The sequence below is a fragment of the Haloarcula sp. CGMCC 1.6347 genome (genome assembly GCF_037078395.1).
In the GTDB taxonomy this organism is placed as follows: Archaea; Halobacteriota; Halobacteria; order Halobacteriales; family Haloarculaceae; genus Haloarcula; species Haloarcula amylolytica.
Map to the genome: position 1 here is coordinate 848,029 of NZ_JAYMGX010000001.1, position 18,713 is coordinate 866,741.

General features: G+C 64.5%; 21 protein-coding genes. 16 read left to right on the top strand and 5 right to left on the bottom strand.

Annotated features, from left to right (window positions below):
- The first annotated feature begins 332 nt into the window (after positions 1-332).
- From ilvB to pfkB, 10 genes are all read left to right on the top strand, one after another.
- Positions 333-2,090, top strand: a complete 1,758-nt coding sequence (gene ilvB, locus VI340_RS04585; RefSeq protein WP_336329689.1) for a biosynthetic-type acetolactate synthase large subunit — start codon at positions 333-335, stop codon at positions 2,088-2,090.
- 14 nt (positions 2,091-2,104) lie between these two features.
- On the top strand, positions 2,105-2,692 hold the full coding sequence (ilvN, locus tag VI340_RS04590; RefSeq protein WP_008309974.1) for an acetolactate synthase small subunit: 588 nt from the start codon (positions 2,105-2,107) through the stop codon (positions 2,690-2,692).
- Positions 2,685-3,716, top strand: coding sequence for a ketol-acid reductoisomerase (ilvC, locus tag VI340_RS04595; protein WP_336357896.1), 1,032 nt, complete (start codon positions 2,685-2,687; stop codon positions 3,714-3,716). Before ilvN ends, ilvC begins: the two co-directional genes overlap by 8 nt.
- On the top strand, positions 3,709-3,978 hold the full coding sequence (locus tag VI340_RS04600) for a hypothetical protein (protein ID WP_336329687.1): 270 nt from the start codon (positions 3,709-3,711) through the stop codon (positions 3,976-3,978). Before ilvC ends, VI340_RS04600 begins: the two co-directional genes overlap by 8 nt.
- Entirely contained in the window at positions 3,975-5,396 is a 1,422-nt protein-coding gene (leuC, locus tag VI340_RS04605) for a 3-isopropylmalate dehydratase large subunit (protein WP_008309968.1), read from the top strand. Before VI340_RS04600 ends, leuC begins: the two co-directional genes overlap by 4 nt.
- The gene (gene leuD, locus VI340_RS04610) at positions 5,393-6,037 is read left to right on the top strand and encodes a 3-isopropylmalate dehydratase small subunit (protein ID WP_008309966.1); all 645 of its coding nucleotides are present in this window, start codon (positions 5,393-5,395) and stop codon (positions 6,035-6,037) included. The genes leuC and leuD overlap by 4 nt, the downstream gene beginning before the upstream one ends.
- Positions 6,038-6,202: 165 nt before the next feature.
- Positions 6,203-6,943: an HFX_2341 family transcriptional regulator domain-containing protein gene (locus tag VI340_RS04615; RefSeq protein ID WP_008309964.1), complete on the top strand. Its 741-nt coding sequence runs from the start codon at positions 6,203-6,205 to the stop codon at positions 6,941-6,943.
- Positions 6,944-7,412: 469 nt separating this feature from the next.
- Positions 7,413-8,396: an isocitrate/isopropylmalate dehydrogenase family protein gene (locus VI340_RS04620; protein ID WP_336357897.1), complete on the top strand. Its 984-nt coding sequence runs from the start codon at positions 7,413-7,415 to the stop codon at positions 8,394-8,396.
- 88 nt (positions 8,397-8,484) lie between these two features.
- A complete protein-coding gene (gene glpR, locus VI340_RS04625) occupies positions 8,485-9,246 on the top strand; it encodes an HTH-type transcriptional regulator GlpR (RefSeq protein ID WP_008309961.1) in 762 nt (253 codons plus the stop codon).
- Complete coding sequence (pfkB, locus tag VI340_RS04630; protein WP_336357898.1) at positions 9,243-10,151, top strand: 1-phosphofructokinase; 909 nt, start codon at positions 9,243-9,245, stop codon at positions 10,149-10,151. Before glpR ends, pfkB begins: the two co-directional genes overlap by 4 nt.
- A gap of 38 nt (positions 10,152-10,189) precedes the next feature.
- Here pfkB and VI340_RS04635 read toward each other — a convergent pair whose 3' ends face one another.
- Together VI340_RS04635 and VI340_RS04640 are read right to left on the bottom strand one after the other, a co-directional pair.
- Positions 10,190-11,317, bottom strand: coding sequence for a hypothetical protein (locus VI340_RS04635; RefSeq protein ID WP_336357899.1), 1,128 nt, complete (start codon positions 11,315-11,317; stop codon positions 10,190-10,192).
- 3 nt (positions 11,318-11,320) lie between these two features.
- The gene (locus VI340_RS04640) at positions 11,321-12,103 is read right to left on the bottom strand and encodes a class I fructose-bisphosphate aldolase (RefSeq protein ID WP_008309955.1); all 783 of its coding nucleotides are present in this window, start codon (positions 12,101-12,103) and stop codon (positions 11,321-11,323) included.
- Positions 12,104-12,222: 119 nt separating this feature from the next.
- Between VI340_RS04640 and VI340_RS04645 the strand changes: the two genes are divergently transcribed.
- The gene (locus tag VI340_RS04645; protein WP_008309953.1) at positions 12,223-12,372 is read left to right on the top strand and encodes a DUF7557 family protein; all 150 of its coding nucleotides are present in this window, start codon (positions 12,223-12,225) and stop codon (positions 12,370-12,372) included.
- Here the strand turns inward: VI340_RS04645 and VI340_RS04650 are convergent.
- The gene (locus VI340_RS04650; RefSeq protein WP_336329684.1) at positions 12,369-12,821 is read right to left on the bottom strand and encodes a DUF5799 family protein; all 453 of its coding nucleotides are present in this window, start codon (positions 12,819-12,821) and stop codon (positions 12,369-12,371) included. The two genes, VI340_RS04645 and VI340_RS04650, sit on opposite strands and share 4 nt — an antisense overlap.
- 175 nt (positions 12,822-12,996) lie before the next feature.
- Between VI340_RS04650 and VI340_RS04655 the strand changes: the two genes are divergently transcribed.
- On the top strand, positions 12,997-14,280 hold the full coding sequence (locus tag VI340_RS04655) for an FIST signal transduction protein (protein WP_336357900.1): 1,284 nt from the start codon (positions 12,997-12,999) through the stop codon (positions 14,278-14,280).
- A 56-nt stretch (positions 14,281-14,336) separates the two neighbouring features.
- Here the strand turns inward: VI340_RS04655 and VI340_RS04660 are convergent, their stop codons facing one another.
- Positions 14,337-14,732 carry an OsmC family protein gene (locus VI340_RS04660; RefSeq protein WP_008309950.1) on the bottom strand — a complete coding sequence of 132 codons (396 nt, stop codon included), beginning with the start codon at positions 14,730-14,732 and terminating at the stop codon, positions 14,337-14,339.
- Positions 14,733-14,897: 165 nt separating this feature from the next.
- On the opposite strand from VI340_RS04660, the gene VI340_RS04665 reads away from it, so the two are divergent.
- Both VI340_RS04665 and VI340_RS04670 read left to right on the top strand, forming a co-directional pair.
- Positions 14,898-15,269 (top strand): hypothetical protein, encoded by a 372-nt coding sequence (locus VI340_RS04665; RefSeq protein ID WP_008309949.1) that lies wholly within the window; start codon positions 14,898-14,900, stop codon positions 15,267-15,269.
- Between the two features lie 52 nt (positions 15,270-15,321).
- Positions 15,322-16,176: a UbiA family prenyltransferase gene (locus VI340_RS04670; protein ID WP_336357901.1), complete on the top strand. Its 855-nt coding sequence runs from the start codon at positions 15,322-15,324 to the stop codon at positions 16,174-16,176.
- An 85-nt stretch (positions 16,177-16,261) separates the two neighbouring features.
- On the opposite strand, the gene VI340_RS04675 is transcribed toward VI340_RS04670, so the two are convergent.
- Positions 16,262-16,921, bottom strand: a complete 660-nt coding sequence (locus VI340_RS04675; RefSeq protein ID WP_008309946.1) for a DnaJ domain-containing protein — start codon at positions 16,919-16,921, stop codon at positions 16,262-16,264.
- A gap of 126 nt (positions 16,922-17,047) precedes the next feature.
- Here VI340_RS04675 and VI340_RS04680 point away from each other — a divergent pair, with 126 nt between their 5' ends.
- Together VI340_RS04680 and VI340_RS04685 are read left to right on the top strand one after the other, a co-directional pair.
- Positions 17,048-17,596 carry a DUF1684 domain-containing protein gene (locus VI340_RS04680; RefSeq protein ID WP_336329681.1) on the top strand — a complete coding sequence of 183 codons (549 nt, stop codon included), beginning with the start codon at positions 17,048-17,050 and terminating at the stop codon, positions 17,594-17,596.
- 72 nt (positions 17,597-17,668) lie between these two features.
- On the top strand, positions 17,669-18,529 hold the full coding sequence (locus VI340_RS04685; RefSeq protein WP_151146654.1) for a CPBP family intramembrane glutamic endopeptidase: 861 nt from the start codon (positions 17,669-17,671) through the stop codon (positions 18,527-18,529).
- Positions 18,530-18,713 lie beyond the last annotated feature (184 nt).

The window sequence follows — 18,713 nt, forward strand, 5'->3', positions numbered from 1 at the left end:
CTTCCGGCCGTCACTACGAGTGAGCAGCTACCGGTGAGTACCCGGTTCCGAGCGGCTGTCCGCCAACGGCTATCACAGAACGTTTATTATTCGGGACGAACTGCATTTGGATGTGATGACCGCGGCTGCTGGGCGTCAGGTTCGACCACCCGCCAGCACCGCGACCGCTATTCTCGGCGTGCGTATTGTAGGGGCACTATAGCCCCTCATTTCACATTTTCACCCCCGGCCGAATCGATTCGCCTGAACACCACAGAGTCACCAGTCATGCACGCAGCATACACATCACCGCGGTATCGACCCCGAACACGAACAGACGGAGGGCTGACACGATGAGCGAACGCGCATCCGTCCCCAAGGAAGCGGAAGAAACAGAGTCGGAGACCGAACAGGAACCGGTCACAACGGGCGCACAATCGGTCATCCGTGCGCTTGAAAACGCCGGGACCGACTACGTCTTCGGCGTTCAGGGCGGCGCAATCATGCCCGTCTACGACGCGCTGTACGACTCCGACATCAACCACGTCACGATGGCCCACGAGCAGGGAGCCTCGCACGCGGCGGACGCGTACGGGATCGTCACCGGCGACCCCGGTGTCTGTTTTGCCACGTCCGGCCCCGGCGCGACGAACCTCGTGACCGGCATCGCCGACGCCAACATGGACTCGGACCCGGTCATCGCGCTGACCGGCCAGGTCCCGACGGAGTTCGTCGGCAACGACGCCTTCCAGGAGACCGACACCGTCGGCATCACCCAGCCCATCACGAAGGAGAGCTACTTCGCCGCCGACTCCGACACCGTCGGCGACGACGTCAGCGAAGCGTTCGCGCTCGCCGATGCCGGCCGGCAGGGGCCGACGCTGGTCGACCTGCCGAAGGACGTGACCCAGGGCGAGACCGAGGTCGAACCCGGCAGGCCGGAGACGCCGGAGACCTACGAGGTGCCAGAGGAGGCCGACGACGGGAACGTCCAGGAGGCCGCCGAGGCGCTGGCCGAGGCCGACCGCCCCGTCATACTCTCTGGCGGCGGCGTCATCAAGGCGAACGCCTCGAACGCGCTCCGGGAGTTCGCCATGGAGTACGATATCCCGGTCATCACGACGATGCCCGGTATCGGCTCCTTCCCCGAAGACCACGAACTCTCACTGGAGTGGGCCGGGATGCACGGCACCGGCTACGCCAACATGGCGATTAGCAACACCGACTGCATGCTGGCTATCGGGACGCGCTTCGACGACCGCCTGACCGGCGGCGTCGACTCCTTCGCGCCCGACGCGGAGGTCATCCACGTCGACATCGACCCCGCGGAAATCAGCAAGAACGTCTACGCCGACTACCCGCTCATCGGCGACGCCCGGGAAGTGCTCCGGCAACTGTTCGACGCGATGCCGCGCGCGCCGGACGCTGACGAGTGGCGCGACCAGTGCCAGACCTGGAAAGACGAGTACCCGATGGACTACGATACGCCCGACGACGAGCCGCTGAAACCGCAGTACGTCGTCGAGCAGTTCTCGGAGATGACGCCGGACGACACCATCGTCTGTACCGGCGTCGGCCAGCACCAGATGTGGGCCTCCCAGTTCTGGGAGTACACCGAGCCCCGGACGTGGGTCTCCTCCCACGGCCTCGGGACGATGGGCTACGGCGTGCCCGCCGCTATCGGTGCGAAACTCGCCGCGCCGGACCAGGAAGTCGTCTGCTTCGACGGCGACGGCTCGTTCCTGATGACCGTCCAGGGTCTCTCGGTCGCCGTTCGGGAGCAACTGGACATCACCTACGTCGTCCTGAACAACGAGGCGGTCGGGATGGTCCGCCAGTGGCAGGACGGCTTCTACGAGGGTCGCCGGATGGCCTCCGAGTACCCGTGGATTCCGCAGTTCGACAAGCTCGCCGAGGCCTTCGGCGCGCGCGGGTTCACGCTCGAATCCTACGAGAACGTCGAGGAAACGATACAGGAAGCACGCGACTACGACGGCCCGAGCGTCATCGACGCCCACATCGACCCCGGGGAGAACGTCTTCCCGATGGTCCCAAGCGGCGGTGACAACGGCCAGTTCGCGCTCAACGAAGACCAGCTGGACATGATCTAACAATGACTGGAGGAATGCCAGGCCCCGCGCCGGACGAACGGATGCGCCCGAAGGGCCGACGCAACATGCAGGGCATCCGCGTCGACCCCGAGGCCGAAGTGACTCACGAGCCGCGACAGGCGGTGCTGTCAGCGCTGGTCAAGCACCGACCGGGCGTGCTTTCGGAGGTGTCGGCGCTGTTCAGCCGACGCCAGTTCAACATCGAAAGCCTCACCGTCGGGCCAACGGTCGACGACGACACAGCCCGGATGACGATTCTCATCGAGGAACCGGAACCGGGAATCGACCAGGCGAAAAAGCAACTGCGGAAGCTCGTGCCCGTCATCTCGGTCAGGGAACTCGAAGGCGAGGCCGTCCGGCGAGAGCTCGCACTGGTGAAAGTCAGCGGCGAGAAGCCAGACGACGTCAACGCCGTTGCCGACATGTACGACGGCCAGGCCGTCGACGCGTCGACCGATTCGGTCACCGTCGAAATCACGGGCAGCAAGCAGAAAATCGACGCCGCCATCGAGGCGTTCAAGCAGTTCGATGTGCAGGAGATCGTGCGAACCGGGGCCGCCGCACTGGAACGCGGCCCGAAAACACTAGAGAAAGATGTCTGACGAACTTACCACAACAGTCTACTACGACGAGGACGCTGACGTATCGACTATCGACGACGAAACCGTAGCCGTGCTGGGCTACGGCTCACAGGGACACGCCCACGCGCTGAACCTCCACGAGTCCGGCGTCGACGTGATTGTCGGCCTCCGCGAGGACTCGTCGTCGTGGGCCGACGCCGAGGACGCTGGCCTCCGCGTCGAGACGCCCGACGTGGCCGCCGGCGAGGCGGACCGCGTCGTGATGCTCGTGCCTGACACGATTCAGCCGGCCGTCTACGAGGCCATCGAGGACGAACTGGACGCCGGCGACACGCTCCAGTTCGCGCACGGCTTCAACATCCACTACGGCCAGATCGAACCGCCGGAAGACGTCGACGTGACGATGGTCGCGCCCAAATCGCCGGGCCACCTCGTGCGCCGGACCTACGAGCGCGGCGAGGGGACGCCCGGTCTCATCGCGGTGTATCAGGACGCGACCGGCAACGCCAAGGAAGAGTCGCTGGCCTACGCGAAGGGCATCGGCTGCACCCGCGCCGGCGTCATCGAGACCTCCTTCCAGGAAGAGGTCGAGACGGACCTCTTCGGCGAGCAGGCCGTCCTCTGTGGCGGCGTCACCGAGATGGTCAAGGCCGGCTTCGAGACGCTGGTCGACGCCGGCTACGCGCCGGAGATGGCCTACTTCGAGTGTCTGAACGAGCTGAAGCTCATTGTCGACCTGATGTACGAGGGCGGCCACATGGGCATGTGGAACTCCGTCTCCGATACCGCCGAGTACGGCGGTCTCACCCGCGGTGAAGAGGTCATCGACCGCGAGGGCATGGAGCAGATTCTCGAAGAGGTCCAGAACGGCGAGTTCGCTCGCGAGTGGATCAACGAGAACCAGGCTAACCGGCCCGCCTACAAGCAGTACCGCGACGCAGAACAGAACCACCAGATCGAAGCCGTCGGCGAGAACCTGCGCGACCTGTTCGCGTGGGGTGAGGACGCCGACGCCGAGAAGACAGAAGCCCCAGCAGATGACTAACGAACACACGGATCCAACGGACGGCGAACAGAGCGAATCGCGCACAACGATGGGCAGCATCGAGCACACCCACCCCGAGACGAACGGGACCTTCGGCGCGGTGTTCCGCCGCGGCCCGGTCGTGGCCGCCGACGGCGGCGAACGCGACGCGGAGGAGGAGGAGACTGACGAGACGATGGAAGACATCGACCACGAAGCACCCGACGAGGGTGTCACTCGCGCGTACGAACGCGGAACTGAAGGGCGGGACGAGACAGTATGAGCCAGGGAACGCTGTACGACAAGGTATGGGACCAGCACAAAGTCACGACCCTGCCGAACGGCCAGGACCAGCTGTTCGTCGGCCTGCACCTCATCCACGAGGTCACCAGCCCGCAGGCCTTCGGGATGCTCAAAGAGCGCGGCCTCGAAGTCGCGCGCCCGGACCTGACCCACGCGACGGTCGACCACATCGTGCCGACCGCGAACCAGGACCGGCCCTACAGCGACGACGCGGCCGAGACGATGATGGCCGAACTCGAAGAGAACGTCCGCGACGCCGGCATCCAGTTCTCCGACCCGACGACGGGCGATCAGGGGATCGTCCACGTCATCGGCCCGGAGCAGGGCATCACCCAGCCCGGCAAGACCATCGTCTGTGGCGACAGCCACACCTCCACCCACGGTGCGTTCGGTGCGCTCGCGTTCGGTATCGGGACCAGCCAGATTCGGGACGTGCTGGCGACCCAGACCATCGCGATGGAGAAACAGAAGGTCCGCAAAATCGAGGTCAACGGCGAACTCGACGAGGGCGTCGAGGCCAAGGACATCATCCTCGAAATCATCCGCCGGCTCGGAACCGAGGGCGGCGTCGGCTACGTGTACGAGTATGCCGGCGAGACCATCGAGAACCTCGACATGGAAGGCCGGATGTCCATCTGTAATATGTCCATCGAGGGCGGCGCTCGCGCGGGCTACGTCAACCCCGACGAGACCACCTACGAGTGGCTCGAAGAGACGGACTACTTCCAGGAGCACCCCGAGAAGTTCGAGGAACTCAAGCCGTACTGGGAGTCCATCCGCTCGGACGACGACGCCGAATACGACGACGTCGTCGAAATCGACGCCAGCGAACTGGACCCGGTCGTGACATGGGGCACCACGCCCGGCCAGGGCATCGGCATCGACGACCCGATTCCAGAGCCCGAGGACCTGGCCGACGACAAGGTCGACACCGCTCGCCGCGCTCAGGACCACATGCGCGTTGAGCCCGGCGAGACGATGGAAGGGTACGATATCGACGTGGCCTTCCTGGGTTCCTGTACCAACGCTCGACTGCCTGACCTGCGCCGCGCGGCCCGTATCGTCAAGGGCCGCGAAGTCGCCGACGACGTGCGAGCGTTCGTCGTCCCCGGCAGCCAGCGGGTTCAGGAGGCAGCCAGAAAAGAAGGCCTGAAAGACATCTTCGAGGAAGCCGGCTTCGAGTGGCGCAACGCCGGCTGTTCGATGTGTCTGGGCATGAACGAGGACCAGCTGGAAGGCGACGAGGCCTGTGCCTCCTCCTCCAACCGGAACTTCGTCGGTCGGCAGGGCAGCAAGGACGGCCGGACCGTCCTGATGAACCCACGGATGGTGGCCGCCGCGGCTATCACTGGCGAGGTCTCTGACGTGCGCGACCTGAAGGAGGTGAATCTGGCGTGACCGACCCCACCGAGGATATCCCGTCGGTCGACTACGTCGAAGGCACTGGCATCCCGATCCGCGGGAACGACATCGACACGGACCAGATCATCCCCGCGCGGTTCATGAAGGTCGTCACCTTCGACGGTCTGGGCGAGTTCGCCTTCTTCGACCTGCGGTTCGACGACGAGGACAACGAGAAGAACCACCCGTTCAACGAGGAGCGGTTCCAGGACTCGAACGTGATGGTCGTCAACAACAACTTCGGCTGTGGCTCCTCCCGCGAACACGCGCCGCAGGCGCTCATGCGCTGGGGCATCGACGCCATCATCGGCGAGTCCTTCGCCGAGATCTTCGCCGGGAACTGTCTCGCGCTCGGCATCCCGACGGTCACCGCCGACCACGAGACGATCAACGCACTCCAGCAGTGGGTTGACGACAACCCCGACGGCGAAATCGAAGTCGACGTGCGGGCGGAGACGGTCACCTACGGTGACAACGAGGTCAACGTCAGCGTCGACCGCGCCCAGCGTGAGGCCCTCGTCGAGGGCAACTGGGACACGACGGCGCTGATGAAGGCCAACCAGAACGCTATCGAGGAGACGGCCTCGCAGTTGCCGTACCTGGATCAGACGCGGTCGGATATCGAAGCGGACGATTAACGCGAGGTCGCCCCGCGACCTCGGTATGCGCGAACGGCAGCGCCGTGAGCGCAGCGCGATCATTTTCCGTTCACGGCCAGGTCGGTAATCCGACGGTCGTGCCACAGGAGAGGTCTGTCCCGGAGATGGCAAGACCAATAGCTGTGCGGGGCGCGTCATTCTCGCATGGACCAGATTCGGGAGATACACATCGCGCCGCTGGGGCACGAACGCGACCGGATCGCCGAACCGATTCACCAGCACAACGCTGACGACGTGTACCTCCTCACAGCGACGACGGAGCCGTCACGGCTGACGCCGTACCAGCAGGCGCTCGTCGAAGAACTGGACGCCAACGGCGTCAGTGTCGACCTGCACTGCGCGGATCTACATGACCTCTACGACGTGCTGGCGGTCGTGACGACGCTGACCGCCGACCATCCGGAAGATATCGTGCGCGTCAACGTCTCCAGCGGGCCGAAAGTAGCGGCCATCGGAAGCGCCATCGCGTGTATGGCGACGGCGGCGACGGCCTACTACGTCCATCCCGAGGAACACGTCCCGCCGATTTCAGCGGAGCCACTCACTCGCGGGATGGAGCGCGCGGAGGTCCTCCCGTCGTACCCCATCGAAGCCATCTCCCGCGATCAGGTCGCAGTACTGGACTATCTCAAGCGGACGAACACGGACACCTACACCGCCAAGAAGTCAGACCTCATCGGGTTCGCCGAGGACGCCGGGCTTTCGTTCATCGACGACGCGGACCCGGCAAACGAGAAGGCGAAGTTCGCGCTGTTGAACGCCAACATCGTCGACCCGCTGGTCGAAGACGGGTACATCGCGGTCAGCGATGTCGGCCGGACGAAACAGGTCGAACTGACCGAAACCGGGCAGAACGTCCTCCACGCCTTCCGACACAAACTCTGAGCTAAGCCACCCTCTGCCGTGACCGGCGCTTGGTATCGTTGCTTCGACAGCAGTGGTCCCTGCTGGACCGATAGTATTGATTGTATTTTTTGTATCTGTAGTATCTATGGTGTCAGTAGTTTCCATAGTATTGTGGTAGTAAATACATATTAACCACCACAATACTCGGGTGCGCACGGTCCCTGGCGACGCGCTGTTCCCGTCGCTTCGGCCCTCCACCAGTTCGATGCGCTCGCTGGGGAGCCGTGCCACCGCGCTGCCATCCCTGTCTCGACCCAGAGTCACCCTCTGGCTCGCCGTGTCGAGACGGTCCACCGCTGACGCGTTCCACGAGTATGGCGGACCCCGGAGTCAACCGCTTCGGATCCGCTCCGGAAACTCCCGCTCGACTGACGCTGCCACCGCCCGAGCGCTGCGTGTGAGACAGCGAACCGAACCACTTTCACCGGCCGACTACGTGCCTCCTGCTATGACACACGAGATAGCCGTTATTCCCGGCGACGGGATCGGACAGGAGGTCACACCCGCCGCGGTCGAGGTTCTGGAGGCCGTCGATGCCGTCGACTTCGACTTCGTCGAAGGTGCGGCCGGCGACGCAGTGAAGGCAGAAACCGGCGAGGCGCTGCCCGAAGAAACGCGCGATCTGGCGGCCGACGCCGACGCGACGCTGTTCGGCGCGGCCGGCGAGACGGCGGCCGACGTCATCTTGCCCCTCCGGCAGGTCGTCGGCTCCTTTGCCAACGTCCGCCCGGCCCGCTCGTATCCGGGGCTCGACGCCGTCCAGCCCGACACCGACATCGTGTTCATCCGGGAGAATACCGAGGGCGTCTACAAGGGCATCGAGAGTGAAATCGCCGAGGGCGTCACCACTTGTACGCGGGTCATCACCCAGGAGGCCTCGGAGAAGATCGCCGAGTACGGGTTCAGCTACGCGAAGGGGAACGGGTACGACGACGTGACGATTGCCCACAAAGCCAACGTCATGCGCACCACGGACGGCCTGTTCCTCGATACGGCCTCGGCGGTCGGCGAGGACCGGGACGCGTCATACGACACCGCGCTCATGGACGCGCTCGCGATGCACCTCGTGATGAACCCGCAGGACTACGGCGTCGTCATCTGTCCGAACCTCGCCGGTGACATGCTGTCGGACCTCGCCGCCGGCCTCGTCGGCGGCCTCGGTCTGCTGCCGTCGGCCAACATCGGCGAGGAGAACGCGCTGTTCGAGCCAGTTCACGGCTCCGCGCCGGACATCGCCGGCGAGGGCGTTGCCAACCCCTCGGCGATGATTCTCTCCGCCGCGATGTTGCTCGACCACCTCGGATACGACGAGCAGGGCGATGCTGTCCGGTCGGCCGTCGAGTCCGTGCTCGACTCGGGTCCCCGAACGCCGGATCTGGGCGGCGACGCATCCACTGAGGACGTGACCGCCGCGGTTATCGACGAGCTGTAGGCAGTTTTCTCGCACTCTATCTGGGCAGAAACAAGCACAGTCCGATAGAAAGAGGTAAAACCGAAGCGAAACAATCACAGCAGAGAGAATGCTCCCGGCCGAGCGAAAGCGCACTATCGTCCAGTTGGTGACAGAGCGAGACGGCTGTTCAGTGTCGGAACTGGCCGCGGAACTCGAGTTTTCGAAGGCGACGATCCGCCGTGACCTCCGGGACCTGGAGTCGCAAGGCCGCATCAAGCGGTCCCACGGCGGCGCAGTACCGGCGTCCTCCGCCGGGACCGAGCGGCCGTACGGCCAGCGTGAGGTTGACCACTACGCGGAGAAACAGGCCATCGGCGAGCGAGCGGCACAGGAGGTCCGTGAGGGCCATGTGGTCTGTTTCGATGCGGGCTCGACGACGATGGAAGTCGCTCGCGCGATTCCGGACACCGACTACGTCGCGGCGACGAATATGCCGGAACTCGCCACTGATGTGGCGGAGCGAGACGTCGATGCGAAGCTCACCGGTGGGAGTCTCCGACCGCGGACCCGGGCGCTCGTCGGCCCGATGGCCGAGCGAGCCATCGAGCGAATGAACTTCGACCTGTTGTTTCTGGGGACGAACGCCCTCGACAGCGCCGCCGGGCTGTCGACGCCAAATGAAGACGAGGCGGCCGTCAAGGAAGTCATGGTCGAGCGCGCCCGCCGGGTCGTGCTGGTCGCCGACGCGTCGAAGTTCGGCGACCGGAGCTTCGTCAGCTTCGCCGATCTGGACCAGGTCGACCTGCTGGTCACTGACGCCAGCCCGTCAGGGGCGCTCGCCACGGCACTCGCGGACGCCGACGTGACCGTCGAGGAGGTCAGCACATGATCGTCACCGTCACCTACAACCCCGCCGTCGACCAGACGATTCAGTTCGACGAGCAGATGGCTCCCGACCGTGTGATGCGGGCCGACGAGGCGCAGTTCGACGCGGGCGGGAAGGGCATCAACGCCGCGCAGTTGCTCACGGCCATGGACCGCCCCTGTGTCGCGACGGGACTGCTGGGCGGGTTCACCGGGTCGTTCATCAGAGAGACCCTGCAGGGCGACGGCGTCGAGACGGCCTTCGTCGACGTGGACGGAACGACGCGTCTCAACACCACCGCCATCGCGGCCGCGGAGGAGTACAAACTGAACCAGGCCGGACCGACTGTCGGCGAGTCGGTCGTCGACTCGCTGCTCGAACGGGTGCGAGCGCAGTCCCCCGACCGCGTGCTCGTCGGTGGAAGCCTGCCGCCGGGGCTGTCCCCCGATGCCATCGACCGCATCGCGGGCGGCGGCGACTGGGAGACAATCGTCGACACCGGCGGCGACGTCCTCCGGGAGCTCGATGCCCAGTACGGGCTCTGCAAACCGAACCGAACGGAACTCGGCGATGCGACTGGGGCCGATGTCTCAACCGTCGAGGGGTGTGCGGACGCGGCGGACACGTTCCGGGAGCGGGGTTTCGACCGCGTGCTGGCCTCCCTCGGCGCAGACGGCGCGGTCCTCGTCGGCGACGAAGGCCGGCTGTACGCCGAAGCCCTCGACATCGACGTCGTCGACACCGTCGGGGCTGGCGACGCGCTCCTCTCGGGCGTGCTGAGCGCCTGGGAAGCCGGCGCGGACGACGAGACGGCGCTCCGGACCGGCGTGGCCGTCTCCTCGCAGGTGGTCCAGCGAGCCGGGACGGCCGTTCCCGACCTGAACGACATCGACTCGCTCCGGGACGGCGTGACGGTTCGACGACTGTAGCGGGCAGAAAAAGCGTCGTAGAAAGCGGAGACTGCAACTCAGAACTTTTCGAGGTAGTCGTCGACGAACGCGCGCACGTCGGTCAGCGACGGCTGGTCCGCGGTCCGGACGAAGTAGCCGGCGACGGCGTTGCCGACGACGACGGCGGCCGCCGGCGGGAGTCCGGCAATGAGTGCGAGCCCCAGCCCGGCGTTGAAGTGGTCGCCGGAGCTGGTCGTCAGTTCCGGGTTTGAAACGGCGGGAACGGCGACACTGTCGGTGCCGTCCGGTGAGACGACGACCGAGCGCTCCACGCCGTGGCCGACGAACCAGGTCGGCTCCAGGGCGTCGTACACCGCCTCGGCGTCATCGGTGAACGACCGCTCGGCCTCGCCGGCGTAGGCGTTCGCCAGAACACCAGTCTCGGCCCGGTTCGAGGAGACCACTACGTCGGTCACTTCATCCAGTCGGCCGATGGCTTTCCGGCCGGCACGGAGACGGTCGCCGTCGAGCTTTCGCACGTCGCCGGGGTCGACCAGAACAGTTTCGGGCGGGTCGTCGATGTCGCCCCACAGGTCACGGAGGCCGTCGAAGATGGTCGGCAGGTCCGGCGTCTCGGACCAGTAGCCAGTCCCTAACAGACTCGCGCCGTCGAGCTTCCCGGCCAGTCGGTCGTGGCCGAAGGCCGCGTCGAGTTCGGCCCAATCCAGCGACATCGTGTCGCCGATCTCGGTGAGCATGAGCTTCCCGTCGTCGAACTCGACGGCATCGGTGACGCCGGGGTCGCCAAGCGAGTGGAGGTCGTACTCGCCGAACTCCGCCTCGAAGGCGTCGTGGACCGGGTCACCGTACATCCCGACCATCACGGGGTCGAACGACCAGCCGCCGAAGGCCCGCGCGAGGTGGCTGGTGTGGCCGCCGGTCCGGCTGCCCTGCTGGAGCCACTCGAAGGAGAGGGAGCTGTCGGCGGCGACGGAGCGGTCGATGCGGTCGCCAAAGCCCTCCAGCGTGGCGAGGCGCTCGTGGCTCTCTGGGTCGATGCGGTCCGCGACGACCTCCCGGACGCGGTCGAGGTAGCCGTCGAAACCGAAGACGACCCGGCCGGCGTCGATAGCACCGGGAAGCGCGTCGCTATCGGGCAACGCTTCGTCCGCCGCGGCGACGGCTCGGCGCGTCTCCTCGTCCATGGCCTACAGGACGTCGTCGGCTGTCGCGTCCTCGAAGATGACGCCTTCGAGCTTGTCCAAGATGTCGTAGGGGTCGTCGCGCTGCCAGACGTTGCGGCCGACGGCGAGGCCGGAGACGCCGACGTCCATGCAGTCCTCGACGAGTTCGAGGAAGTCGCGGTCCGAGGTCTTCGACCCGCCCGAGAGCAGGACGCGGTTGTCAGCCGCCGAGCGGACGGCGTGGGCCATCGCCTCCTTGTCACGCGGATACTTGACCTTCGTGAAGTCCGCGCCGAGTTCGAGGCCGATGCGGGCCGCGTAGGCGATGGTCGAGGGGCTCCGGTGCTCCTTGATGGCCTGTCCGCGCGGGTACGACCACATCGCGATCGGCAGGTCGTGGTCGCGGGCGTTCTCCTGGACCGGGCGGAAGTCCTCGAACATGTCGGTCTCGCGGTTGACGCCCGGATAGACGGTGTACCCGATGGCGTCGGCACCGAGTTCGGCGGCGTAGTCGACCGACCAGTTCTGTGGCGAGTACGGGTCGCCCATCCAGAGGTCCGACCCGCCGTTGAGCTTCGCCAGCAGGTTCACGTCGTCCTCGTAGCTCGGGTAGTACGTCTCGGCGAGGCCCTTGCCGACGGCCAGCGCCGTCACGGCGTCGTGGGTCGCCATCTCGAACACCTCACGCGGGTCGAGGCGCTCCTCGACGCCGCTGAACTGCTTGGGACCGTGTTCCAGCCCGTGGTCGTGGGCCAGCACGAGCGTCTTGTCGTTCCGTACGAGCGGTGAGTCACCCAGTGGTCGCATGTGTCGTGTTTCTACCGAGAACGACCATTAACAGTTTTCGGTTCTGATTTGTTACTACTGTTCGCGTTCGTTTTTGAGCGAGGGCGGGAATTAAGTGTGTTCCAGTGAAAGGTTCGGGTATGCCATCCGTGGAACTGGACGCCGAGACAGTGGACCGCCTCGACGATCTCCGCGTCGAGGACGAATCGTACGACGACATCGTGACGGAACTCATCAACATCTACGAGGCCGAGGAGCTAACGCTGTTCCACGGCGGCGACGAGTACTAACCCTGGGCCTGCTCGCAGACGGACTTCCAGCGCCCGTTCGACTCCAGTTTCTCCTGCAACTGCTCAGCGTACGCCTGTGCGAGGCGTGCTGCTTCTTCCTCCTGTTGTTTGTTGCCGCCGCCGCCGGACCCACCCAGTCCGAGCGCGTCTTTGACGCCCGAGAGGAGGCCGCCCCCCGAACTCCCGGACTGGTCACCGCCCGGTCCGCCCATCGGACCCTGGTTGGCGACCCGCTCCATCTCGGGCATGACGCTAGAGAGCTTCGAGGTATCGGCGACGATCCGAGCGGCGTCAGGGTCGCCCGGGTTCTCGATCTCGAACTCGACTGCAGTCATCACGAGCCCCCACTGCTGGCTGGAGAACGACGACGCTTTGACCTGTTCGTTGAACCGCTGGTCGACCGCCATCCGTTCGCCGGCGATGCGATCGGTCCAGTTTGAATCGCTCATGGACTGGTGTTTGCGGGCCGGCGGTATGAGCGTTTCCCGCTCCGTGCGGTGTTCTACGGTAAAAAGCACCGTTTCTGGGCCGGCTGTTACGTCCCCCACCGACCCACTGCCACGTCTTATTGTCTTCAAAACGGTTCCAATATGTTAAGTTAGCTCACGATATACTTGCATCTCAATGACTACTGAGTTTGGGACAGGGCAGGCGACGGGGGACTCTGGCGATGCCGCAGCTATGGACGCCATACGGGAAGCCATGGACGCCATCTCGGCCAGCGAACCGGACTTCTGTCAGATTTTCTGCTCCCCGACATACGATTACGAGGCGGTGCTGTGGGGCGCTCGGAGTGTTGTCGGTTCAGATACCGAAATCGTGGGCTGTTCGTCCTCTGGAGAGTTCACTGAAGCCGGTTCGGGGAATGGAACTGTCACAGTCGGCGTCGTTTCGTCGGACTCGATACAGTTCTTCTCCAGCCTCTCGACCGAACTCAGCGCTGATCCCGAGCGCTGTCTGTTCGAAGCCGTTCACGACCTCCCCGCGAGCGAGGACCCTGCTGTCGATGGGTACCCGCATCGGACGCTCATCAACCTTCACGACGGCATGGCCGGAATCGGAAACAAAGTCACCCGACTCACCGAGCAGTACCTCGACGACGAGGAGACGCCTGTCGTCGGGGGGTCTGCGGGCGACGACCTCCAGTTACAGCAGACCCACGTCTTCCGGAACGACCGCGTGGAGACGGACGCCGTCGTCCTCGCGCTCATTGCCTCAGAGGACCCGCTCCCGGTGACAGTCAACCACGGCCACGAACCGATCTCCGAAGCGATGACGGTGACCCAAGCAGAGGGCAGCACCGTGTACGAACTCGACGGCAGACCTGCGTTCGAGGCCTGGCGGGACGCGATCCGAGAGGATGCGATGGAGACGTACGATATCGATGTCGACGAGTTGGAAGCAGGGTCCGAGGACCTCGTCATGCTGCTCGGCCGCTATGAACTCGGTATCGAGTCTGAACCGGACGCGGATGCGGACGGACTCGCCTCTCGGATCAAGACCTTCATCGAGAGCAAGCTCATCTCGACGAAAGGGTACAACATCCGGTGGCCGGGCCATACAACCGACACCGAGGGGCCGCTGGATTTCGCTGTCACCGTCTCCGAGGGGACGGAAGTGCGGGTAACTCACAGCAATAAATCCGATCAGGTGTATGCCGTCCGGAACGCCGCGACCAACGCCGCAAACGAACTCGGCGGGGGAAGCGTCGCGGGCGGGTTCGTGTACGACTGCGCCTGCCGTGCGATGATACTCGGCGACGACTTCGACGACGCCGTCGACACGATTCACAGCGCTATCGACGCGCCCTTCGCCGGCTTCGAGACCTATGGCGAAGTCTGTTCGGCCGATGAGGATTACACTGGCTATCACAACACGTCCTCGGTCATACTGCTGTTCCCGGAGTGACGACGACAAGCCTACTATCAGCGAAAAATAAACGTTATCCCCCTGTTCCTGCCTGCTCAGACGCCGGACTCGATGGTGATTTCGGCGTGCAGATCGTCCTGCAGCGCCGAGTGGACGTGACAGATGTCCTCGGCGAGTTCGACGATGTCCTGCTCTTCGTCGGCAAGCGATTCCTCGACTTCGACGTGGAAGTCGATGTACTCCAGGTCGTCGTCCTCGTCGAGACCCGCCGCGACTTCGACGTCGACGCTGCCGATGTCCTCGTGGCCGTACTTGTCTGCGGCGACGCGCAGCGCCGGGATGTAACAAGAGGCGTAGTCGGCGGCAAGCACCTCGTTCGGCGACGGTCCGTTCTCGCTCAGCGCGTCGACGATGAGCTCCCATTCGCCGTTGATGATGCTCTCTACTGTGTATCCTTCCTCGCATGTGCTCTCGACTTCGATATCTGCCATAGCACTCCTGTGGACACAGCCCTTCCCCTAAACATTTCCTGGTGGCATTTCTGCCTGCGGGCGCGAAACGCAGTGACTCACCAGCGTGGCACCGGGCTACCGCGGGTAGACCGGCTAGTCGGGCACTGCGAAAGATAATACACCTCCAGCCCGTATGAACGGGCAATGGAACACCTCGCACCGTCGAACGTGCCGGTGTACGCCACGCGGGAACACCAGCGCGAGATCTGGGAGCGGTGCCGGGACCGGGGACAGCCAGTCCTCGCCGTCAGGGACGCGACGCGGGGGTTCATCGTCCGGTACGACCTCCAGCACCTGTCCTACGAACTCTCGGACACCACCGTGCAGGCGCTTCGTGACCGTGTCCGGTCCCGTCGACCGTATCCGACGACCACGGACCCGATATCGGAGACTGAGGGCGTCGGCGGCGAGGCCGGCCCGGTGTCCGGCGAACTCCACGCGGACACGGAACAGGCCGCCAGAGAACTGGCCTCGCACATCTCGGGGTTCGTGCTGGACCGGTCGAACTGGCGGTAGTACCGAAACAACGCGGATGGGGATTTTTCCCACAGCCGTGCCTTGAGTTCGTATGGCAGTCGCCCGACACGAGAGCGGTCCGTTCGCGACCGTGAGTGCCCTGGCCTCGCAGGTTCACCCGGTGTTCATGCTGCCACCGCTTGCGACCTCGCTGTTCGGGGGGTTGCTCTCCGGCGGATTCTGGCCACCGGTAGCAGCGCTCCACGCGGGTGCGATGTTCTTCGCCGTCTATACGGCTCACGTCAAGGACGGCTACGTCGATTTCCACGTCCGCGGCGAGGACGACGACCATCCGCTCACTGCTTCGGGCTGTCGCATGGCGCTGGTCGGTTCCGGCGTCGGCTTCGCGCTCTGTGCGGCGGCCATCTGGCTGCTGGTCGGTGCCGGCGCGGCGCTGCTGACGCTTCCGACCTGGGTCATCGGCTACACCCACGCGCCGCAGTTGGATATGAACCCCGTCGGCGCGACGATGGGCTATCCGTCGGGCATCGCGCTGGCGTTGCTAGGCGGCTACTACGCTCAGGTAACGACGCTGACACCGCGAGCACTCGGTCTCGCGGCCGTGTTCCTCCTGCTGCTGACCGGCATCAAGATCATCGACGACGAGCAGGACTACGACTACGACCGGTCGATACAGAAACGGACCGTCGCCGTCGTCCTGGGCCACCAACGCGCTCGGCGGCTCGCGTTCGGCCTGTTCGGCGCGGGCCTCCTCGGAATTGTCGGGCTGTCCGTGGCATTGCCCGGGGTTCCGCCGAGCGCCGCGGCGGCTGCGCTCGTCTTCGGGACGGTTGCGGCTATCGCCCAGCGAGGCGATCCCGAAACCGCAACGATGCTGCTAATTCGCGGGTCGTATCTCCTGTTGGCCGTCCTCGTCACTGCTGTCTGGTTCCGACCGCTAGCGTGAGTGTGGCTGTTCTGCAAGTCGCTCGCCTCGCGACGATCCGAAACGGCGATCCGAAACTACCATCGCTCGAACCACACCTCCTCGGTCAGCCTGAAATGTGTGTGAGCATGTGGGTCGTTGAGACGACCAGCGATATCGTCACCATCGAGACGGCCATGACGCCGGCGACAACCGGCGAGAGGTCCCCGGTGAGGCCACCGACTGCGAGCAGTACAGCGGCAATGATAGTACAGACCAGTAGTGCCAGATGGACGAACAGCCACGGTCCGACACGGCGGAGTGAACCGAGCAGCGTCTCGACTCCCGACGACTGTGTCGGCCGGACTCGCTGGCCGGGCTTGTAGTACTCTGCGGCAGTCCCGTAGCCCGTGCTTCCGCCACGAGTCTGGGTGGGCCGCTGTGTCGCTTTCGCCGTTGCCCCGCCCGTCGTCCCTGTGTCGGCCCGCTGGTCGACGTACTGCTGTGCGATATCACTGACACCGCCCGTGGCTGTTCCGCCGTCCGCGCCGCTGTCGACGTGCCTGTTGACGTATGCGTCGTGACCGAGCCGGTCGTATCGCTCCCGCTCGGCCTCGTCCGTGAGCACGTTCTTCGCCTGCGTGAGTCGCTTGAACCGTTCTCCCGCGGCGGGGTCGTCACTCACGTCCGGGTGATGCGCTTTCGTCTGTTCCCGGTAGGCGCGGACTATCGTCTCCTCGGTGGCATCTGGGTCCACCCCCAGAATACCGTAGAACGTCGCTTCCATACACACCCCTGTGTATTTATCCAGTTGGACCAGGTGTATAATAAGGTACCCACTCCCTCACGCTGCGATATCGCTCGTCTGTCGCCGAGTCGCCGGACTGAAACTGCGTGGCTACCACGGTTCTGTATGGACGAAGTCACCGAAGACTGGGAGACACAGTTGCAAGCCAACCGGGACGAGAAAGACCGGTTCTTCGCGGAGCACCGCCAATCCCCGATTCCGCCGGAGGACCGCGACGATTTCGACGGCCTCAGCTACTTCGACCCGGACCACGACTATCGGGTCGAGGCGACGGTTACGGTCCACGAGACGCCGGACTCGGTCGATCTGGAGACGAGCGACGACCGAACGGTGCGCTATCTCCACGTCGCGACGCTGTCGTTCGACCTCGACGGCGAGTCCCGCGAACTCCACGCGTTCCGGCAGGCCGCCGACGAGTCCCGGACGCTCTTTGTTCCGTTCCGGGACAAGACCACCGGACAGCAGAGCTACGACGGCGGCCGATACATGGAACTGGAACCCGACCGCGACCTGAGCGACGGCGACGAGATTACGCTGGATTTCAACCTCGCGTACTCGCCGTTCTGTGCCTATAGCGATACCTTCTCCTGTCCGCTCCCGCCGGAGTCGAACTGGCTCGACACCGCGGTGACGGCCGGGGAGCGGATCGACTGAGGCGTCTTTGCCGGCAGTCACGACACCAACACCAAACGAATTGTTTACACATCGCCACGACCAAGGCAGTGTATGGCAACGGCGACCCGCGACAGTCCGATCCTGCAGGCCTTCCAGTACGGGTTTACGCTCTTCTCTGCGCTCTCGCTGGGGGTGATTGGCCTGGGATTCGGATCGATCCTGCTTCTCACCATCGCATTTTCGCTGTCACTCGGTGCAGGAGTACAAATAACGCAAGTACAGACGCTGGTTCTCGGGCTGATAACGGTCCAGGGAATCGGCTGCCCGGTCATCGCGTACACGTACATCAAGCTCAGACCGGTGATCAGAACGAAGCTCCGCGAGGTGTTCTCTTACTCTGCGGACAGCGGCGAGTTCGATATCGGTGTTTCTGTGCCGAGTTTCCGCGAGGCCGCCATCGTCGTGCTGGGCTACGCCAGCGCGATGGTCGGACTCGTGGTAGTAGCCGTCATCATCACGACGCTCGTCTCGATGTTCGGAATCGAAACGGCAACCAATCAGGCCGCGGAGATCGGCATGGAGAACCCCGATGTCCTCCTCCTGTTGATTCCCGCCTCGTTCCTCCTCATCGGCCCTGGCGAGGAACTGCTGTTCCGTGGGGTCGTCCAGGGCCGCATTCGGGACTACTTTGGCCCGATTTCGGGCGTCGCCATCGCGAGCGTCATCTTCGCCGGCATTCATTACCCCGCCCTCAGCGGCGGGTCGGTCACGGGCAAACTTGTCGGGGTGTGTGCCCTCCTCATTCCGTCGCTCATCCTCGGTGCAACCTACGAGTACACGGACAACATCGTCGTTCCGTCACTCATCCACGGCGCGTACAACGCCACGCTGTTTACTGGCCTCTACGTCACCGTGAAATTCAGTGGTGAACTCTCGTCCGCCGCGGGCGTCCTCAGTAACAGCGGGTTCTGACCGGCCCCTGCCCCAGCAGGCCCGTACTATAGCACGTTTGTAAATCATGTGATTAGTTGCCTGGCTTGCACACGCAAGGGAGCTGGTATTCTTGATGATCGTGTGCAACCTAAAACAGTTCAAACGGGGGCTTACAGTGGCGCTATATACGAACGACCACTTTACCACGTACCTCGCCTTTTTA